Consider the following 18,727-nt stretch of genomic DNA (forward strand, 5'->3'; position numbering starts at 1 on the left):
CGACTATCGATTGCCTGCCTGGTCTTATTGAGGTCTGGTAAGGTTGTTATTTACCGGAGGTATATTTTTCCAGTTCACCAGGTATCTCGTCTTCATCTGATAGATAATTTAACGCCGGATCTTTCAAATTACGAGCATTAAAGGCATCATCAAATTCAGCTGGCGTTACGTCACCGTCATCGTCACAGATGCGGAAGAAACAAATGATATCATGACCATTGCAGGAGGCGGGAGCTGTTGACGTAGTGTCATAACTGGATCTGTCATTCTCGGGTCCAAATCCATTGTAAATCATATAAACACACACCACTTTGTTGTCAGTTACACCAGCCTTTGCCTGGGTGTTGGATGTTGTTATTGTTGCGATGCTTGTCGGATGATGGTAGGCGGCACTGACCAGGCCACCGGTGATCACTGCGACCACTAACCAAACTTTGTAATTCATAAGAAATGTATTTCCTGCAAATTACCTCCAATAAAAAATGGGATTGGTAGTCCCGCTACCAACCCCATCAGGATGTTGTAAATAATACTTTCCGCATACCATCAGGAAGTGCGCAGCGGCTATTGTATCAGTTGTTTATGACTATCGTACAAACCCGTCAAAACTGAATTTCCCCGGTCATCGATCCGAAGTCCCCCGTAGGCAGCCGAATCGTACTTGCTGCCCTGCCCTTCCTCAAAGAAATAAGATTCTGCACCGATCCTTACATCGCGATAGGCTCTCCGGGAATATTTGATCAGGTATTCACCAGTTGCCCGTGGTGTTGCTTTGTCTTGCAAACGTACCATCCGGGCTACATTGCCCGAATCAAGCTGCACGACGAGGTAACCGCTCGAGCTTTTGGAAATGTCACTGTCATTCCGGCTGATGTCATACCGCAGGTCCATATAATCACCCTGCATCAGTGACCGCGGATCGACCGGGGCCAGCCGTAACAGTACCAACTGCCCCTTCGTTAAGATGGCTTCTTTCTGGTAGACCGAATAATGAAAGAACATCAATACGATCACCAGGTTGGCGCAGATCAGTACGATCTTATATTTTTTCATCGCGTTGAAAGTGTTGGTGTAAGGCAAAATAAAGACCGATCAGGAGTGCCCCCGGTAGCAACAACAGCCACGCCTTCATCAGTAGGGAAAGCTGCAGATCGTAGTAATACTGACAGATATAATAGATCAGCGCTGCGATACCCAGCACGATCCCAGCCGCATAGCGCCAGCCAAAGGATAGCAGCAATACCAGCAAGGCAACAGGCACTCCGGGTACGAAGACCGTAGGTATCAGTAACAGTGCAGCAGCTGTCAGTGCTTTCCACGTGGCTTGCCGGCTGGTCATCCCAAACCGCTTCAATACCGGTACTATGGCATATAAGATCGCCGCGATTATCGCCACAGGTTCTATGTAATGTATATACTTATGTAGGTGGTGGAATTCCTGAAACCAGCCCGCGAAATACCCGACCAGCAAACTGCAGGTCATAGCCAGGCAAACAGGCCTGTACAGCATCGCCATCTTAGGGTGCAAGGTGATCACCCGGGCTTCGTGTGTGATCAGTAAGGTAAACAACCAGGCCAGCACAGCCCTTGTGACGAACAAAGCGACGAAATTGGTACTGGCTGGAAAGATGAAATAAACGCACCCGGTGGCAGTCAGCGCCGCAATAAATGCCAGGACGGAATTGTTGGTGATCACCAAACAGACCAGTCCCGTGATCGTCATCAACAAACAGACCTGCGTCAATGAAACGTTGTTGATCGCTACGCCTGTACCGATCAGGATCAACCCGGCCATGAAGGCGGTAGCGGCAATCGTATCCACCAACAGGTGTTTGGCCTGTACAATGACCAGTCCCGCGATCGTAAACAGGATACCCAGTACGATGATCGAGCCTTCCGAATCGAAAAGGCCAAATACTGCCAGGCAAGCCAGTAAGAATACCATTGCCAGGAAACCGCCAGCGATCATCAGGATCCGGATGATCAGCGATCCCCGGTTTTTCTCTTTAGCCTGGTAAGCTTGGACCAGGGTGGCTTCCGAATCAGACAGGTCTGTACCAGTCAACGATTGCAACCTGTGTAGCAGCGCGGGGATCTCATTAGTTCTTTTCATGCGACAATTGTCTTTGTATCCTGATCAGCCACCATACCAGCCCGGTAACACTGGCGACCACAAACAGGAAAATAAAGAATAACATGCCCGTGTCGTAGGATTGCTTTAACAGCAGGGCGGTGCCCAGCACGATCAGGCTGAAGGGTAAGGCTGCGAGGTAGAAGAATTTTTTGTAGCGGTAGCCGTACCAGATCCCAGTGGTATAGGTAGGGATCATGACGGCGAGGTAGATGAGCAGTTCCTGGGAACGGAACGGATCATAGATGGCCATAATACCGCCCAGGGTAGCCAGCGTAGCAGCTCCGAGCGCCACCACCAAGATACTCCAGTCGGGCAATCGCAGCGAGGGTTTTTTCCAACCGATCAGTAACGCGATCACTATAAATAAAGCATCCAGCAGGAAAAGCAGGGTGAAGTACCACAAGCCCGACCAATTTGACGACACCTGCTGGCCGTAAAGCGTCATCGTAATATTACAGAGCAGGATGTACAACAGCCACATCGGTGCAAAATGAATAATGAATACCCATAACGTAATGCCCAGTGTCCAGGCAAGGAACAGGTCATAGGCATCGGCTCCCGTTTGGTATACCTGGCCAAATACCGCGAACAGCACACCCACCAGCATGCCTGCCCCGGTAAGCAATGTCTTTTTGACCGTAAGGGAAAGTTTGGACCCTATCACCAGCAGAACCAGCAAGGTCAGCAGCCCTTCTATCAGCCCGAGTTTTGCAAACTTGTGCAGGTCAGCCCAATTATACGCAAAGAAGAAAAGAATACCGGCCACGGTGAGGCCAACGCCCAGCAACAAACAAAATAAGGGCAGGAAGCGCCGCCACGTCGTTTTATCCTGGTATACGTAGGTTTCCAATGCCTGGTCGGCACTGGCGGCAGACCAGTCGGTCAACTGGCTGATGAGGTGGATGTCTTCTCTATCGGGTTGAGGCATGAGCGATCATTTAGCAATGACAGGCAAAATTACTTCCTGGCAGGTTTATTCAAGGATTCGATGAGTACATTGATGCGTTCGGTGAGTTCCTGGTAGGTTTCCATATGCATTTGCTGCGCACCGGTCAGGTCGTCTTGCAGCAAACGATAGGTTTGCAGGCGTAGCTGCACGTACTGTTTCAGCTTGTCGTTGCGGGTTTTGAATTCGGGCGATAGCTGTAGCTGACCGATCACGGTCAGGGCACTGTCGCAGGAATGCCAGGCTTCAATACCGGACTTAACCAATGCCAGTTGTTGATCGGCAGGAGCTCCCTGTGGCAGCTTGTATACGGCCAATGCTTTGTCTTCGTTTTCAACAAATACTTTCATGGCTTTGTCATATTGACCAAAATCATTGGGCAGCTTCCGGATCACCCCGTACGAACCACCCAATACGACGATCGTCAATACCACGAGCGTCAGTTTTGATAATTGTCCGCCATCCCGCTTTTTTAAAGCGGGTATCAGGGCATAACCGATCACGGCCCCGCTGAGTAAACCACCAATGTGCGCAGCATTGTCGATACCTCCCTTTATTCCAAAGAGCAAATTGTAGCCTACAAACAGGGCGATGCTGGTAAGCAGCGCCTGCCGGGCTGTTTTTTCGATCAGGTTGGTGGTCAGTAGGGCCAGGAATACACCATACATACCGAATATGGCGCCGGACGCACCGGCACTGACCGTCAGGTCATGCCACCATAGACTGGCTGTACTCGCAGCGATACCGGTTAGCAGGTATGCGACCAGGAAGCGTACACTACCCAGCAAAGGCTCCAGCAGGGCACCGATGTACACCAGGGCATACATATTGAGCAGCAGGTGTAGGATGCCGATATGGATGAAGCAGCAGGTTAGTAATCGCCACCATTCACCCTCCAACGTAACGGGCCTGAAATTAGCCCCCCATTTCAACAAGCTTTCAGAATCGGGCTCCATGATATGAACGCCGCTAAAGACCATGAGGAGGAAGACTACGATATTGAGGATAACGATGATAGGCGTTACAAAATATCCTTTGGTTGGAATAAACAGGCTTAGGATGCTTTTGGCGTTGTCTGTGGCGGTGGGTGGCGGCTGCCGCAGTTCGTCCAGTTCGGGTGCGACAAATTGCAGCTGGAGCGATTCATATTGTTCGTCGAGCGATGAAGCCGGTGTGGAGGCTCTCAATGTTTCCAGCATATCCAGGAAACGGATGATGTTTTTCTTGTTGCGTCCCCAGTCAACAATCTGGTTGCCGTTGACCTCGCTTTTGATTAAGGCGGAACTGTCTGCCAGCTGTATGGTTACATCTTCTCCCCAGGAAGCCATACTCATTTTCGTGGAGGCAATGAGGCCTGCTGAACTGAGGTGTACGACCTGCCAGCCAAGTGCCGACGCGGCGTTGGCCGCAAGCACCAGAAAATGGGCGTGTGAAAGATCGCCTAAGGGATACTGCTCTTTGTGTTTGGGGCTCCAGCCTATTGCCATGGGTCGATAATTTAAAACCGGCAGGAACAGGCTACCAGGTGGTACACGCGCTCCTGCCGGTTATATCAAGTCGGGAAGGTAGAGATAAATTATCGATTCGCCTACCCCCTTATCAGGTTTTTGCTTCCTGGTAATTGCCGGTGGACCCGCTACCCTGTTCCGTTTCCAGTACGATCACATAAGGCGCCGTTTTCTTCAGCACGGGCAGTGAAAGGTTGTACTGGTTCTTTTGCGTTTCCTGCCAGCGCAGGGTTTGACCGGGCGCCTCCAGCAGGTAGCTGCGGAGCAGCTTCGTCTTATCGGACAATTGCAACCGGGCTATTCCGGAAAGCGGTTGGTTGAAAACGACCATATATAGTTTGTTGCTGCCCGGTTGGCGGATGAAATAACCCCAGTCCTGTTTTTTCAAACCGGCATAGTCCCCGCCATAGATCGCCTCCCCATTGACTTTCATCCAGTCGCCGATGGCCGTTGCGATCTGCTGTTCTTCGGGGCGGATGGCGCCATCCCCTTGCGGACCGAAATTGAGCAGGAAATTTCCTCCGAGTGAGGTGGCCAGCGTCAGCATTTCTATCAGTTCTTGGGGTGTTTTTACATACGAGAGGCTCCAGTCCTTATGATAGCCCCATTGGTTCTCCGGAATCGTCATGCAAGCCTCCCAATCGGTTTGTGTCACTACCAGGTCTTTCACCGGATCGGGCAGCCGGCGCTCATACCCCGATTCATAATCACCCATCAGCTCTCCATTCGAGTCACGATGGCGTGCGCCATAATCATCCGCCCGCAAACGGCTGTTGACAATCACGCCAGGTATGGTTTGCTTCAGCATCTTCTCCACTTCCAGTGTCCACCAGCCGTTTTTCTTGATGCTGTTGTCCCAGGTGCCATCAAACCAAAAACATTTCACCGTAGGGTAACGGGTAGCCAGTTCCTTCAACTGGTTATAGGCAAAGTCGAGGTAACGCAGGAATTGCGTTTGGTCGGCCGCTGTTTTGATATCATATTTCCAGTCAGGATGGTGCCAGTCCAGTACCGAATAATAAAAGTTGACATCGATGCCTTCCGCATTGTAGGCCGTCACCAGCTCTTGTAGAATGTCTCTTTTGAAGGGCGTATTGCCCACGTGGAAGTTGGTATACTGGCTCGACCACAAGCAAAACCCTTCGTGGTGCTTGGTAGTTATGGTCATGTACTTCACGCCCATACGCTTCGCCATTTTGGCCCAGGCCCTGGCGTCGAATTTAGTCGGGTTAAACTGGTACTGCAGCGAATCCCAGGTACTGGTAGGGATATGTGCACTCGATTTCAGGAACTCGGCGGCGTAGTTGTACGTCTTGCCCTGCCAGATTCCACCAGGTATCGAATACAAACCCCAATGGATGAACTGTCCGAAGCGATTGGTCCGGAATTTCGCCATGGCAGTATCCTTGCGTTTACCCGTGTACTGGGCACCATATTGCAGTGACTTCTTCGGTGCTGCTGATGTCGTTTGTGCCACGGATACTTGCAGCGCCAACAGGCTTGCCAGCGTTATCGTTGCATATTTTCTATAGGCTGTCATTGTTGTTCTCATTTTATTCAATTACTCGACCATCCACTCAACGGCATCCGTCAGGGTATCGCTGGTACTTACACTGATCTTGTTAACTCCCGGCTGCAGGACGACTTGGTCGAATACATAATGTACCGCCGTAGTGCCCTGTCGCATGTTGGCGATGGGTTTACCGTTGACCGAAAGCGCAGGCTTGCCACGGTTGCTATAAACAGTGATCGTTGTTTTTCCCGGTTTGCGGTGTGTAAAGCGCCGGTCTGCAATGTACAACACCGGCTCCTTGCTCCAATTGGCCTTGTACCAATAAAAAGCATCTTTCTTCACCTGGCGGTCAAAGGTTACCAGGCCCTTGAGGTTCCGCGAAGCGATGCCGCCCCGGTTCCACAAAGGCACGGCAAAGTCGAACATGTTCCAGAGATACGTACCGGCCAGGTAATGTTGTTTTGAAAGAATACCCCATTGCGTCTCATGGTAACGTGTTTCCATTTGCTCGGGAAAATACTGCCCATTCACGGGGTCAAACTTCACCGGGGGCGCTTCATCCTGCTGGAATACGTTGCCCTCGGCTCCATATTCCGACAAGATCACCTTGTGGTCGGGGTATTTGGCCGCCAGGCCTGTCACCCACCCTTCCAGATCGGGTGTTTTACCCTCGTACCAACCGTAATAGCGGTTCATGCCCTGCAGGTCGGCCACCTGGTTTTCGGGCCGCTCCATCGTACCATAGCCGTTTACGCTGATGGTATAGCGGTCGGGGTCCTCGGTTTTGGCAATCTCGTGTAAGGAACTTGTCAATACGGTTGTATAGTCGGCTGCTGATTTTCCGTATACCTCATTGTGCAACCCCCATACATAGATCGATGGATGGTTGAAGTTCTGACGGATCAGTTCTACCAGTTGCTGTTTGGCGTTATCGTTTTCTTTACCACTGACCGCATTCACAAATGGAATTTCTGCCCAGATGATGAGCCCCATGCTGTCGGCCTTCGCATACATATACTCTGCTTGCTGGTAATGCGCCAGTCGGATGCTGGTGGCGCCCATCTCGCGAATGGTGGCCAGGTCGGCCGCGTGTTGCTCGTTGCTCAGGGCGCTGCCACTGCCCCACCAATCCTGGTGACGGCATACGCCATGCAGTACATAGGGTTTGTCATTGAGGAAAAATCCTTTGCGCGGAACGATCTCGAATTTGCGCACACCCAGTGGTTGCGTTACTTCATCGATCGTTTGCCCGTTTTGCTGCACACGCACCACCACTTTGTACAGGTAAGGATCATCTACGCCCTGCCACAGATGGGGTTTGGTGAGTGCAAGGCCCTGCACAAAATGTTGCAGGCCCTGTGGCCTAACCTGTACGCGGCTGGTGGCCGTGCGTACCAGCTTGCCGCCGGCATCGTAGATGCTGGTCGTGAGTACGGCGTTGGCCGGTTGACCGGTCTTGTTTTCCAGTTTGGTGGTTACCTGAATGCCTGCCTGAGCTGCTGATACCTTTTCCTGGCGGATGTATACACCAGTGGAGGCATTGTCGGTGACAGCAATGTGCAGCTTGTCGGTGACGATCAGTTTTACCGGACGATAGATACCACCATATACGCCAAACAGGCGGTGATTGATCGGGATCACATCTTCCCGCGATTCGTTGCTGGCTTTTACCACGATGGTATTGGCCTGCCCGAATTGCAGTACGGGAGCAATGTCGAAAGCAAATGCCCCGTAGCCGCCTTTGTGTTGTCCGATGAACCGGTCATTCACATACAGGTCGGCCACTGCCCCTACGCCTTCAAAGCGCAGGAATACCCGTTTGTTGCGCCAGGCGGTATCGGCCACCAACTCTTTTTTGTAGTGGGCCGTACCCTGGTAAAAGGCTTTGGTGGTTTGCATGTCCACCGCATTCCAGGTGTGAGGAATGGTAACGGGTGACCACTCCTCTCCTGGTTTGCTGAACTGCCATTGCGTGGTAAAAGGAGATTCCAGCCGGGTGCGAACCGTTTGCGACAGGGATCGGATACAACATAAACATCCTCCCAACACGAACCAATAACGTCTCTTCATGAATAACCTGCTTTAATAACTTTTTGTGTGATACTATATAGCTGCCCTATTGTAAATACCCGGGGTTTTGAAAAAACTTTGGCTGACGTCCCATTTCCGTTGCCGGGATGGGGAAATAATACATGGCCGGGTGATTGAAAGCACGTGGATCGGCCACGATATCTTCTCTTTTGTAATTACTGCCGTCTTTGGTCCATTTGATACCCCGCAGGATCACCACTTCCGGATCGTGGGCGATTTTCCAGCGACGCACGTCGAAATAACGCTGGTTCTCATACGCCAGCTCGATGCGGCGTTCGGTACGGATGGCTTCGCGCATCGATTCTTTCGTCAATCCCGCAGGTAGTTCAAACGGCGACAGGCCGGCACGGCGGCGGATGGCGTTGACCGCATCATACACTGGCTGCGAAGGACCGCTGAACTCGTTCAAGGCTTCTGCATAACTCAACAACACTTCTGCATAGCGGATCTCGGGCATACAACGCTGTGTATTGCCGGTGCCTTCATTGTTCAGCATCTTGCGGCAGTAGTAGCCGGTGCGCGTGGTATAACTCGACACGCCCATACCATCGGTGGGTGCACCGAAATAAGTATAGACAGGTGATTGCGTCACCGTGCTGGTGCCGCGGAACAGCGCTCCATTGTACAATACCGTATAGTAAAAACGTGGATCGCGGTCTACATAGGGATTGGCCGGGTTGTAACCACTGGCAGCATCGGTGATTGCTTTGCCGTCTTTCATCGGGAAAGCGTCTACCAATTGCTGACCAGGATACGAAGCACCCTGTCCGCCCCGGGTGGGTGGCAGCCACATGCCTTCGAGGCGTGTATTGGGTGGATCCATCATTTGGAAGATCGCCTCGCTGTTGACGCGCTGGTGAAACATTTTATAGAAACCATAGCCAGGCGCCGTGGTATTGTCTTCATACAGGCTATACTTGTTCAGGTCGATCACCGCCTTGAAGGCGTCTGCAGCGACCTTCCAGCGGTTGGCATCGTAGCTGGCATAGCTCACCAGCACCTTCCTTTCCGGGGCTGCTTCGAAACCCTTTTGACCATCGTAGCCACCATTCATCAGCGGACTGGCGGCATACAACAAGGTCCGCGCTTTCAACGCCAGGGCGGCTCCGCGGGTTACGCGGCCATAGTCGATGCCGGGCATGTCCGCCGGTAACAATTGCGCCACGGCATCCAGTTCTGATACGATATACGCGATCGATTCTTCGAGGGTATTACGGGGCATGCTAACCAGTTCGTCGGGGGTGAAGGTCGTATCGCCCAGGAGTGGAACACCACCAAAAAAACGTACCAGTTGGTGATAATACCAGGCCCGGAGAAATCGTGCCTCCCCGGATGTACGTGTTCTCATCTCTGCGCTCAACGGCGATTTGGTGACATTCTTCAGGTAAATATTGCTGTTGCGGATACGGGAGAACCAGTGCGACCAGGCACCGCTTACCCAGGCATAGGTAGCGCTCAGGTTGCCCTGGTTGATGGGTACCGGATAATTGGCGGCACCCGTCCACATGACTTCGCCTTCATCCACGCAATCGGCCATGCTGCCGTAGTTGGTGAGGTAGGTTTGTTTGTAGTTGTTCTGCAACCCCTGGTAAATACCGTTCAGGAATTCCATGGTGCGGATACTGTCTGCAAAAGTGATCGCTTCATTGATCGTGCCCGACTCCGTCTTATCAAGGAAGTCGCTGCCTTTTTTCGAACAGGATGTCGTCATGAATGCCATGGCCAATGCCAGAACAATCATTGTATAGATCGAAAACTGTTTCATGCTTGATGATTTAGAAAGTGACGCTGAGGCCAGCATTGAATACTTTTTGTTGCGGATAGCTGTTCAATGCCGAGGTACTGTTCGACGTATTTTCCGGATCGATGTTGTAGATCTTCAGTTTGAACCAGGTGTACAGGTTCAGCCCATTGGCATAGATCCGGATATTCTCTACGTGCAGTCTCTTCGTGATGCCGGCGGGCAGTTTATATCCCAGTTCTACGTTCTTCAAACGCAGGTAGTCGGCCGGGCGCAACCAGTACGAAGACAATACGCCACCCAGGCCCCCACCCTCGCCCAGGCGCATGAAATTGGCGGTGCCGGCGGTAGCAGGTGTCCACCGTTGCTGGTGGATGTTCATGGTCTTTACGTTCACACCGAGGCTGAACAGCTCCGTATAGAAGCTGCTGCCGGCGGTACCCTGAAACATGGCCGATACATCGAACCCACGGTACGAGAAGCCCAGGCTGAAACCATAGTAGGTATTGGGCCTGTTCGGGTTGCCGATGGCCGTTTTATCGGCATCGTTGATATGGCCGTCGCCGTTGATATCGACCATCTTCAGCGCGCCAGGCAGGATGTTGTACCCATCCACGGCAGCACTGGTATCGATATCGAGCAGGTCGTTGTAGAACTTTCCACTCCATACATAACCGAAGAACTGACCGATCGACCGGCCGGTGGTTGCCTGCAGCGGATACGTGGGGGCTACTTCGTCGCTGAAGAGGATCTTGTTTTTGGCATAGGTATAATTGGCCTTGGCAAACAGGTTGACCTCGCCCACCTTTTGATTCCAGCTCACCTCTACTTCAAATCCCTTGTTGCTTACACGGCCGAGGTTGATGGCCGGCAAGGTGCTGCCCAGACCGGCATAAGAAGGTGTACTCTTGGGCTTGTCGAGGATGTCGTAGCGATAGCGGTCAAATACATCTGCGGTGATGCCCAACCGGCCTTTGAACAGGCGCAGGTCTATGCCCAGGTTTTTCTGCTCTTCCATTTCCCAGCGCACATCATTATTGGCCAGTGAGGTGGGCAGGATATACGGCTGCGTAACAGGTGTTTCGCCAAAGGAGTAGTTGCTGCCATAACTGCTGCTGTTGGTGCGACCATACACTTCTTCGTAGAGGTACTGGAAACCGCTGATCTGGTCGCTGCCTACCTTACCCCAGGATGCACGGATCTTGAAATTGTCGATCCAGTGGATGTCTTTGAAGAATGGCTCGGAGCTGACGTTCCAGCCGGCAGAGACTGCGGGGAAGAAACCATATCGTTTCTTGGCTTTGAAACGGTCCGTGCCATTGTAGCCGGCCACCAGCTCCAACAGATATTTTTCCTGGAAGTTATAGGTGATCCGACCGGTATACCCTTTGAAGTTCTCAGGAGTGAAGGCAGGACTGTTATTGGCTGCTGTATAGGAATACTGGTTGTACAGGGCGAGCAAGGCGATATTGTGGTCGCCGAAATCGCGGTTCCAGGTCAGCGAAGCCTGCATATTGATTCGCTTGCTGGTACTGGGGAACTCACTGGCATCCATGCCCGCGTTGGTCGCCGACAGTGCCGGGATGCGGTACAGTTCCTTGTTGGTGTTGTACAGCGAATATTCGCCCGTAGCGCTGTTGTAATCGTAGGCCGGGAAATTGTTACGAACGAGTGACTTGTAGTCGATGGCATAAGAAGTGAACGCTACCGTACCATGCAAGGCCAGCCCCTTGGTCAGGAAATCAAGTTTCTGGTTGCCGGTAAAGTTCACGTTGAAGTTGTTGTCGAAAGAACGTTCATAACCGTTCAGCGTCAATACACCCACCGGGTTGATGGCCAGGCCACCTTTGGCGCCAAAACTACCATCGGGATTGTAGATCGGGTAACCATAAGAAGGCAGTACCCCCGACATGATCTGGCGCCAGATGGGCCAGGCTCCGCCGCTCATGTTCGCATCGGCAATATAGGGCTCGTTGGTTTCACCAAACCGGCCGGACAGGTCAAAGCGGAACGTCGTAGTGGGGGTTGCTGTAATGTCGAGGTTGCTGCGGAAATTGTAGCGCTTATAATAATAGTTGCTGTTGAATCCCTGCGATTTGCTGAAGTCTTTGAAGATGCCATCCTGGTATACATAGCCACCGGAAATAAAGTACTTCACATTCTTGGTACCGCCACTGATGTCGATGTTGTCGCGTAATTGCATTGTGCTCTTCTTGCTCAATGCGTCGATCCAGTTGACGTCGGGGTAGCTATACGGATCGCTCTGGTCCTTGTACTTCTGGATAGCCTCGTCCGAATACAGGTCGGGATAAGTACCTACAGGATTCTCCTTGCTGGCCAGCGATTTCTCGCGCATCAGCAACAGGTCCTGGTAGGCGGGCAAAAAGTTGAAATAGAAAGTGGGTTTCTGCAAGCCTGCTTCCGTACGGAAGTTCACTTTGGGCCTGCCTTCTTTACCACGCCGCGTGGTGATCACCAGTACGCCATTGGCGCCTTTGATCCCGTATACAGCCGTAGTAGATGCGTCTTTCAGGATAGAAAGACTTTCGATCTCGTTGGGATCGATGTCGCGTACCTGGTCATAACTCACTTCAATATCGTCGACGATGATCAGCGGACTGGCGCTCGAGTTATAGGAGCTGATACCGCGGATGTAGAAATCTGCACCATCGCGGCCGGGCTGTCCCGAACGTTGCTGCGCAAAGAAGCCAGGCAAGCGACCCACCAGCGAGTTTTGCAGGCTGGCCGATGGGCTCTGGCGGATCTCTGTTCCGGTCACCATGCTGACGGCGCCCGTATTGGTGATCTTTTTTTTGCGACCGTAGCCTACCACCATCACCTCATTCATGTCGGTAGAGGCGGTTTGCAGGGCTACCGATACGGAAGTCCTGCCTTTCAGGTCGATTGTATAGGTCAGGTAGCCAACACTGGAAAACACCAGCAATTGAGATTGGGCATCTTTGAGGGTGAGCGAAAATTTACCCGCTTCGTCGGTCACCGTTGAGTTGGAGTGATTGTTTTGGTCCGCGACGGTGACACCGGCCAGGCCGGTAGTACCGTCGGTGACCGTACCCTTGATCACCCTGCTTTGCGCCAGCGACACTTGTGCGGCGGTCAGCAGGACCAGTAACCAGGAGAGTATTTTATACATAACGCTGTGTTGAGTAGTTGAAAGAATAGAATGAACTTACCAGCCGGTGTTTTGCAACAACAACTTGCTTTTCTCGATCTCGGCTACCGGGATGGGATAGCGGTATAACTTATCCTCCCAGGTCGAGGTCGTCAATACGGGGCGCTGCGCATCGTAGGTATACGTCGTGCCGGTTTTGGTAACCGCTACACCTCGTAGCAGGGTCTTGTTCAACACCTCCGCGCCGATTTTCCAGCGACGGATATCCCAGAAACGGTGTCCTTCAAAAGCCAGCTCCACGCGACGTTCGTTGCGTACCAGCGTACGGAAGGCCGCCTGGCTCAGGCCGCGGGTGATGGTATAGGGCGACAAGCCTGCCCGTTGACGGATCAGCTCCAGTGCCTTATACGCTTCTTCCGGTACCAGGGTATTGGCCTCGCACAAAGCTTCTGCATAGTTGAGCAGCACTTCCGCATACCGGAAGATCATGGCATTGTGGTTGGTGGCTGCGTAGGCCGTACTGGTTGTAAAAGCACCGAGGAACTTGCGCATATAATACCCTGTTTGCGTACCGGCATAGTCCCGGCCACCATCATACAACTCCACGGGACGGTTGAGCCATCCCAGCGTATTGTATAGTACGGTAGCAGCCAGCCTGGGGTCGCGGTTGGTATAAGGCGCTTGCGGATCGTATCCCGACCCACTTTCTGTAATGGCCTTGCCATTTTTCATGGGGAAGGCTTCCACCAGGTTTTGCGTGGGGTTCATTAAGCCCGAACCGGCACTGGCGCCGGAATAACCGATCGGCCCGTAGTTCGTCTCCAGGGTGCTGCTGGTATTGGCCTGGTAATTCAGGATGATTTCTTTATCGCGCCGCGTGGTAAACAGGGTAGAAAAATTGGTGGCCAGCGCGTGGTAGTTGAGGTCGATAATGTCTTTGGCGGCCTGTGCAGCGGCTTGCCATTTGGTGACATCGTTGCCTGCATTGTTGAGCGGGCTCGCAGCATACAGCAGTGCCCTTGCTTTGAGTGCCAGGGCACCGGTACGGGTTACCCGGCCCCAGTCGCCGTCGGCGATCACGTTTTCGCGCAGCAATACGTCCTTCACCGCGTCACATTCCGACACGATGTATTGTATACATTGGTCGAAGGTATTGCGAGTAAAGTCCACGTTGCCCTCCAGCGTCAGTACTTCGTTGCCCAGCAGGGGTACACCACCCCAGCGCCTTACCAGTTCGAAATAGAATAGCGCCCGGCAAAAACGTGCTTCGGCTTTCCATTGGTCTTTCTGTCCGGCTGTTTTCAGTGGCACGATGTCCACCTTCGAGAGGAACAGGTTGGCGCGGCGGATACCGACATAATAACGGCTCCACACATCATCCGGCATATTCCAGGAGGTCCAGCGGCCGTTCACGAATGTTTCTACGGTGCCGGCGGGATAGCGGTATACCGCATCGTCGGTCGCTGCATCCTGCAGGGCATTCTCTCCCACCCCGGTAAAGTGATTGGGCAGATAAGCATATACATTCATCAGAAACTGTCGGGAATTGGTACCCACGCTATCCCTGGGGTCGAAGATCTCTTCTTCTTCCAGGCGTTCCTGCGGATAGTCTTCGATCGCTTTCTTGCAACTGACCATCGTACAGATCAGTGCCAGTAACCATATATTGGATTGAGCAGTTCGCATGTTGATTAAAATTTGAGGTTAACGCCTGCATTGAAGACCTTCTGGATGGGATAACCCGCAGCAGCAGGATATTCCGGATCGAGGCGGTCCACTTCGGTGAGCGTGAAAAGATTGAAACCATTGATGAACACGCGGGCGCCTGTCAGCTTCACGGCATTGATCCAGCGGGTGGGCACCGACCAGGCCAGTTCGATATTCTTCAGGCGCAGGTAGTCGCCCTTGTGCAGCCAAAAGGTGGAAGCCGTCTGGTTGTTGACATTGTTGCCGACCGTCAGGCGGGGATAAGTTGCCGTACCGGCCGTTTCGGGCGTCCAGCGATCGAGGTGATGCGCCTGCGCCTGTCCGTATCCTCCACCACTTAATGTCTGAAACTCGTAATTGGAACTGTTCAGCAGCAGGTCGCGGTTGGCGGTACCTTGCAACAGGAAGCTGAAAGAAATGCCCTTGTATTCCACGCCCGCCTGCAAGCCGCCACTGATGAAAGGGTGTTGGTTGCCAATAGCCGTCACATCATAGCGGTTGATTACACCATCACCATTGAGGTCACGGTATTTGATATCGCCCGGTACGGGGCTGTAGCCTTCGAGCGTAGGCAGTTTACCGCTGATATCTGCCGCCGAATAAAAACCTTCGGCGATATAGCCGTACAGCTGTTCTACTTTCTGACCGGTACGTTTCATCCAATCGTATTTCCGGTCTACTTCATCCATGAACACGATCTCCGACTGGCGGGTGCTCAACTTCAAACCGGCATAGTATTTAACGTTGCCGATAGCGTCGTTGTAGTGTACACTCAGGTCCCAGCCCTTGTACAGGTTCTTGCCGATGTTCTCTTCGGGCCAGGTATTGCCGAGGAAGGCCAGCGAGCGGCCCCGCACCTGCATCAGGTCAAAGTAGCTGTCGCGGTAATACTCCAGCGCTACACGCAGCCGGTGTTGCAATAGTTCCGCCTCGGCGCCGATATTCAGTTTGTCGGCCTTTGCCCAGGTGACATTCGGGTTGGCCAGCGACGCCTCTGTAATGCCTGACACGGTAGTAGGTGATACCCCGTTGACGTAACCACCACTACTGTTGTAATACTGTTGGTACACATAATAACCCACATCGTCGAGGCCAACGCGGCCGTACGAAGATTTGAGGCGCAGACTGTTCAATGATTTCAAGTGGGGAAACCAGCTTTCCTGACTGATCGTCCAGCCAATGCCAGCTGCGGGGAAAACACCCACATCTTTGGCCGATGGATAACGGTTCTGTTGTTGGGCTGTCAGGGCCAGTTCCAGGTCGTACCTGCCTTTGTAATTGTAGGTACCGTTGAAGGAGTAGTTGTTGTATTGCAGGGGCAGGTCGGCATCGGAGCCGTACTGTTGTGCGCTGGCAATAGCGCGGGCACCTACGGTATGGCCACCGGCAAAGCTACGGTCGTACCCCAGGGTCGCTTCCCAGTAATTGTTGCGTGATTGCACGAGCACGCCACCCGTATTGGATTGTGTACCGTCGGTATTGAACTTGGTATAGGTGGTATCGCCGGCAGCGCCGATATTCATCTTATACGTGGCGTAGGTTTTGGAACGGATGATGTACTCCGTGAGGTCCGTGCCAAAGGAGGCCTTGGCTTTCACCCAAAGCCCTTTGAGCAGCCGGTCAAGACTTTGCTGCAGACCTACATCGGCATACAGGTTGCGGTTGTAATCCATCAGGTAACCCGCGTTGATGACGTTGCCCAGCAGGTTGGTCGTGCGCTCGGTAGTTCCGGCAAAACTGTTGTCGGGGTTGCGGATGGGATAAGCATTGTTGGGCACGATCGGAATGGCGGAGAATACCGAACTGGTCGTGACCCCGGGCTGGTTGCCATTTTGTACGAGGGCAAATACATTCAGGAAAGCCTTGAGGCTCGTATTCACGTTCATCGTTACATTCGAACGGATGCTGTATTGCTTGTAATCGTTGTTGGTGTTGTAAGAGTTCTTGGCGTCTGTGGTGAAAATCCCCTGCTGGTTCACATGGTCCAGGGCCAGGTAGTACTGGGCAAACTTACCACCGCCTGATATATCGGCACTATACCGCGTAAAGCGTGTTTGGTCGCGCAGCAGGGCTTTCTGCCAGTCTACGTCCGGGTGACCGTAAGGATCGCTGCCATTTTTATAAGCAGCGAGATCTGCCTCCGTGTACAATGCTGGCTTACCGTCGTTGCTCAGCGCCTCGTTGAAGAGGCGGGCATAATCGTAGGCATTCAGGTATTGAGCGCGGGTGGTAGGTTGTTGTATGCCGTACTGGGCTGTGAAAGAGATCGTTTGTCGGCCGGGCACTCCTTTGCGGGTATTGATCAGCAAAGCGCCATTGGCGGCCCGCATACCGTACAGGTTAGCTGCCAGGGCGTCTTTCAATACCGTTACACTTTCAATTTCTGCCGGGTTCAGCAACGTGTACGGACGGGGAATGCCGTCGATCACGATGAGTGGATTGCTGATACCGCGCACATACAGGTTGGCTTTTTCACTACCCGGTGTGGCACCCTGCTGCAGGGTATACAAGCCTGTCAGCCGGCCTGCGAGGGCATTGGTAATGTCTACCACCGGGCTTTTGATCAGGTCTTTGTTGTAGACAACGTCGTAGGAGCTGGTTACCTGGTCGGCAGGCCGGATACCCGCGGGCAGGTGCAGACTACGACTACCCGACAGGGATTGTTCGCGCAATACGAGTTGTAAGGAGCCTTTCTCCAGGCCCGTAATGGTATAGTTACTGGTCGCATAACCTTCCAACTGCACGGCTAGTTCATCGCCGGCATGGGCAGCCAGGGAAAAGCTGCCGGTCTTGTTGGTTTGAACGGTTTCACCATTGGTTTTGTTGGTTACATCCGCTTCGGTCACCGGACGCCCTTCGGCGTTGACCACTTTACCGCTGATCTTTTTCGTGGCGGTATCGGCTACCGGGGTTTGCTGGTCGTATACACCGGCAAAACCTGCTTCCGCGGCCAGCAGGCCAAGGCCCAGCAGCAGCCCCAGGCGGGTTATCTTGATTGAGTTCGTTGACATGGTTGCAGTTAATGTTGATGAAAAGACTTTCTTATCGAAGCTGACCGCGCAGCAGGCCATCGGGCTGGTTAGCAGCATGCACATCTACATAGCCGGTACCCGTCTTCAGTAGTGACAGTATCGCATCAGCCACGCCGGTTACGGACTTGGCGGTATTGAAGTCACCGGCTGCCGTCGCAAAGGTGTATTGCAGCGCGCCATTGGTCCCGGCAGCACCTGCATGCAGGTGGGCCGCGGTCAGTGTGTTGCCGGCTTCTACCCCATCAACCAGAAATTGGTAATGCAAAACTTTGTCGGTCGTGATGCGCAACACCAGTTTGCCGGTGGTGGTGGTAGTCACGGCCGGTACCACGGCATCACCACGCAGGGCCAGGTCCAGGCTCCAGTCGATGTTCTTGTCGAGCTGCAGGCGTACCAGTCCGGCCGGATTACCCGCCGATGTAACATTCAGGAACATGGGTTGCTCCATGAGTTGCTGTGCCTGTGCGGCAGTCAGGTTCACGCTACCCTTTACATGGCGGCCATTGATCGTTGGTTGCAAGCCCACCAGCAAAGTGCCGGCGCTGGACGGGGTACCGGTGTACAAACCGGCGCCCGTGATGACGTCCTCTTTTCCATCGGCATCCACGAGGATGTCGTAGTAAAAGACATGGTCCGTCATGAGGTTGAGAAAACAACGGGCTTTTAATTCATTGGAGCGGGTAACCGGTACTTCAAATTGGCTGCTGGCAGTTTCGTTCCAGTACTTGCGGAGATAAGCGGTTTCCACCACTTCGTCTTCCTTCTGGCAGGAAAACAACAGCAGGCAGCACAATGTGTACAGCACCGCTCTGATCGGAATCTTTATCATATGGCTTCAATTTGCAGGCGTGATAAAATGGGAGAACACGCGGTTCGCGGACAGGTGAAGTGTTGCATACAGTTTCGTTTTGGTTGACTATTGATT

The 18,727-nt window shown here is 52.9% G+C and carries 12 protein-coding genes; all 12 read right to left on the reverse strand.

All coding sequences use genetic code 11. The features are described from left to right. Nucleotides 1–46 precede the first annotated feature (46 nt). Nucleotides 47–445, reverse strand: coding sequence for a hypothetical protein (locus tag P2W70_RS15585; protein ID WP_276482415.1), 399 nt, complete (start codon nucleotides 443–445; stop codon nucleotides 47–49). A gap of 119 nt (nucleotides 446–564) precedes the next feature. Then, the gene (locus tag P2W70_RS15590; RefSeq protein ID WP_276482416.1) at nucleotides 565–1,053 is read right to left on the reverse strand and encodes a GDYXXLXY domain-containing protein; all 489 of its coding nucleotides are present in this window, start codon (nucleotides 1,051–1,053) and stop codon (nucleotides 565–567) included. Further along, entirely contained in the window at nucleotides 1,040–2,113 is a 1,074-nt protein-coding gene (locus P2W70_RS15595) for a DUF4401 domain-containing protein (protein ID WP_276482417.1), read from the reverse strand. Before P2W70_RS15595 ends, P2W70_RS15590 begins: the two co-directional genes overlap by 14 nt. After that, nucleotides 2,100–3,062 carry a DUF2157 domain-containing protein gene (locus tag P2W70_RS15600; protein ID WP_276482418.1) on the reverse strand — a complete coding sequence of 321 codons (963 nt, stop codon included), beginning with the start codon at nucleotides 3,060–3,062 and terminating at the stop codon, nucleotides 2,100–2,102. Before P2W70_RS15600 ends, P2W70_RS15595 begins: the two co-directional genes overlap by 14 nt. Nucleotides 3,063–3,091: 29 nt before the next feature. Further along, entirely contained in the window at nucleotides 3,092–4,567 is a 1,476-nt protein-coding gene (locus tag P2W70_RS15605) for a rhomboid family intramembrane serine protease (protein WP_276482419.1), read from the reverse strand. Between the two features lie 112 nt (nucleotides 4,568–4,679). Beyond that, nucleotides 4,680–6,140: an alpha-L-fucosidase gene (locus P2W70_RS15610; protein WP_276482420.1), complete on the reverse strand. Its 1,461-nt coding sequence runs from the start codon at nucleotides 6,138–6,140 to the stop codon at nucleotides 4,680–4,682. A gap of 9 nt (nucleotides 6,141–6,149) precedes the next feature. Next, nucleotides 6,150–8,171 (reverse strand): glycoside hydrolase family 2 protein, encoded by a 2,022-nt coding sequence (locus P2W70_RS15615; RefSeq protein ID WP_276482421.1) that lies wholly within the window; start codon nucleotides 8,169–8,171, stop codon nucleotides 6,150–6,152. A 46-nt stretch (nucleotides 8,172–8,217) separates the two neighbouring features. Next, the gene (locus tag P2W70_RS15620) at nucleotides 8,218–9,957 is read right to left on the reverse strand and encodes a RagB/SusD family nutrient uptake outer membrane protein (protein ID WP_276482422.1); all 1,740 of its coding nucleotides are present in this window, start codon (nucleotides 9,955–9,957) and stop codon (nucleotides 8,218–8,220) included. Nucleotides 9,958–9,967: 10 nt separating this feature from the next. Then, on the reverse strand, nucleotides 9,968–13,084 hold the full coding sequence (locus P2W70_RS15625) for a SusC/RagA family TonB-linked outer membrane protein (RefSeq protein ID WP_276482423.1): 3,117 nt from the start codon (nucleotides 13,082–13,084) through the stop codon (nucleotides 9,968–9,970). Between the two features lie 36 nt (nucleotides 13,085–13,120). Next, nucleotides 13,121–14,749 (reverse strand): RagB/SusD family nutrient uptake outer membrane protein, encoded by a 1,629-nt coding sequence (locus P2W70_RS15630; protein ID WP_276482424.1) that lies wholly within the window; start codon nucleotides 14,747–14,749, stop codon nucleotides 13,121–13,123. Between the two features lie 5 nt (nucleotides 14,750–14,754). Then, the gene (locus P2W70_RS15635; RefSeq protein WP_276482425.1) at nucleotides 14,755–17,781 is read right to left on the reverse strand and encodes a SusC/RagA family TonB-linked outer membrane protein; all 3,027 of its coding nucleotides are present in this window, start codon (nucleotides 17,779–17,781) and stop codon (nucleotides 14,755–14,757) included. A 31-nt stretch (nucleotides 17,782–17,812) separates the two neighbouring features. Next, nucleotides 17,813–18,631, reverse strand: coding sequence for a CHRD domain-containing protein (locus P2W70_RS15640; protein ID WP_276482426.1), 819 nt, complete (start codon nucleotides 18,629–18,631; stop codon nucleotides 17,813–17,815). Between the last annotated feature and the right edge of the window lie 96 nt (nucleotides 18,632–18,727).

Source organism: Paraflavitalea pollutisoli (assembly GCF_029360705.1).
Lineage (GTDB): Bacteria > Bacteroidota > Bacteroidia > Chitinophagales > Chitinophagaceae > Paraflavitalea > Paraflavitalea pollutisoli.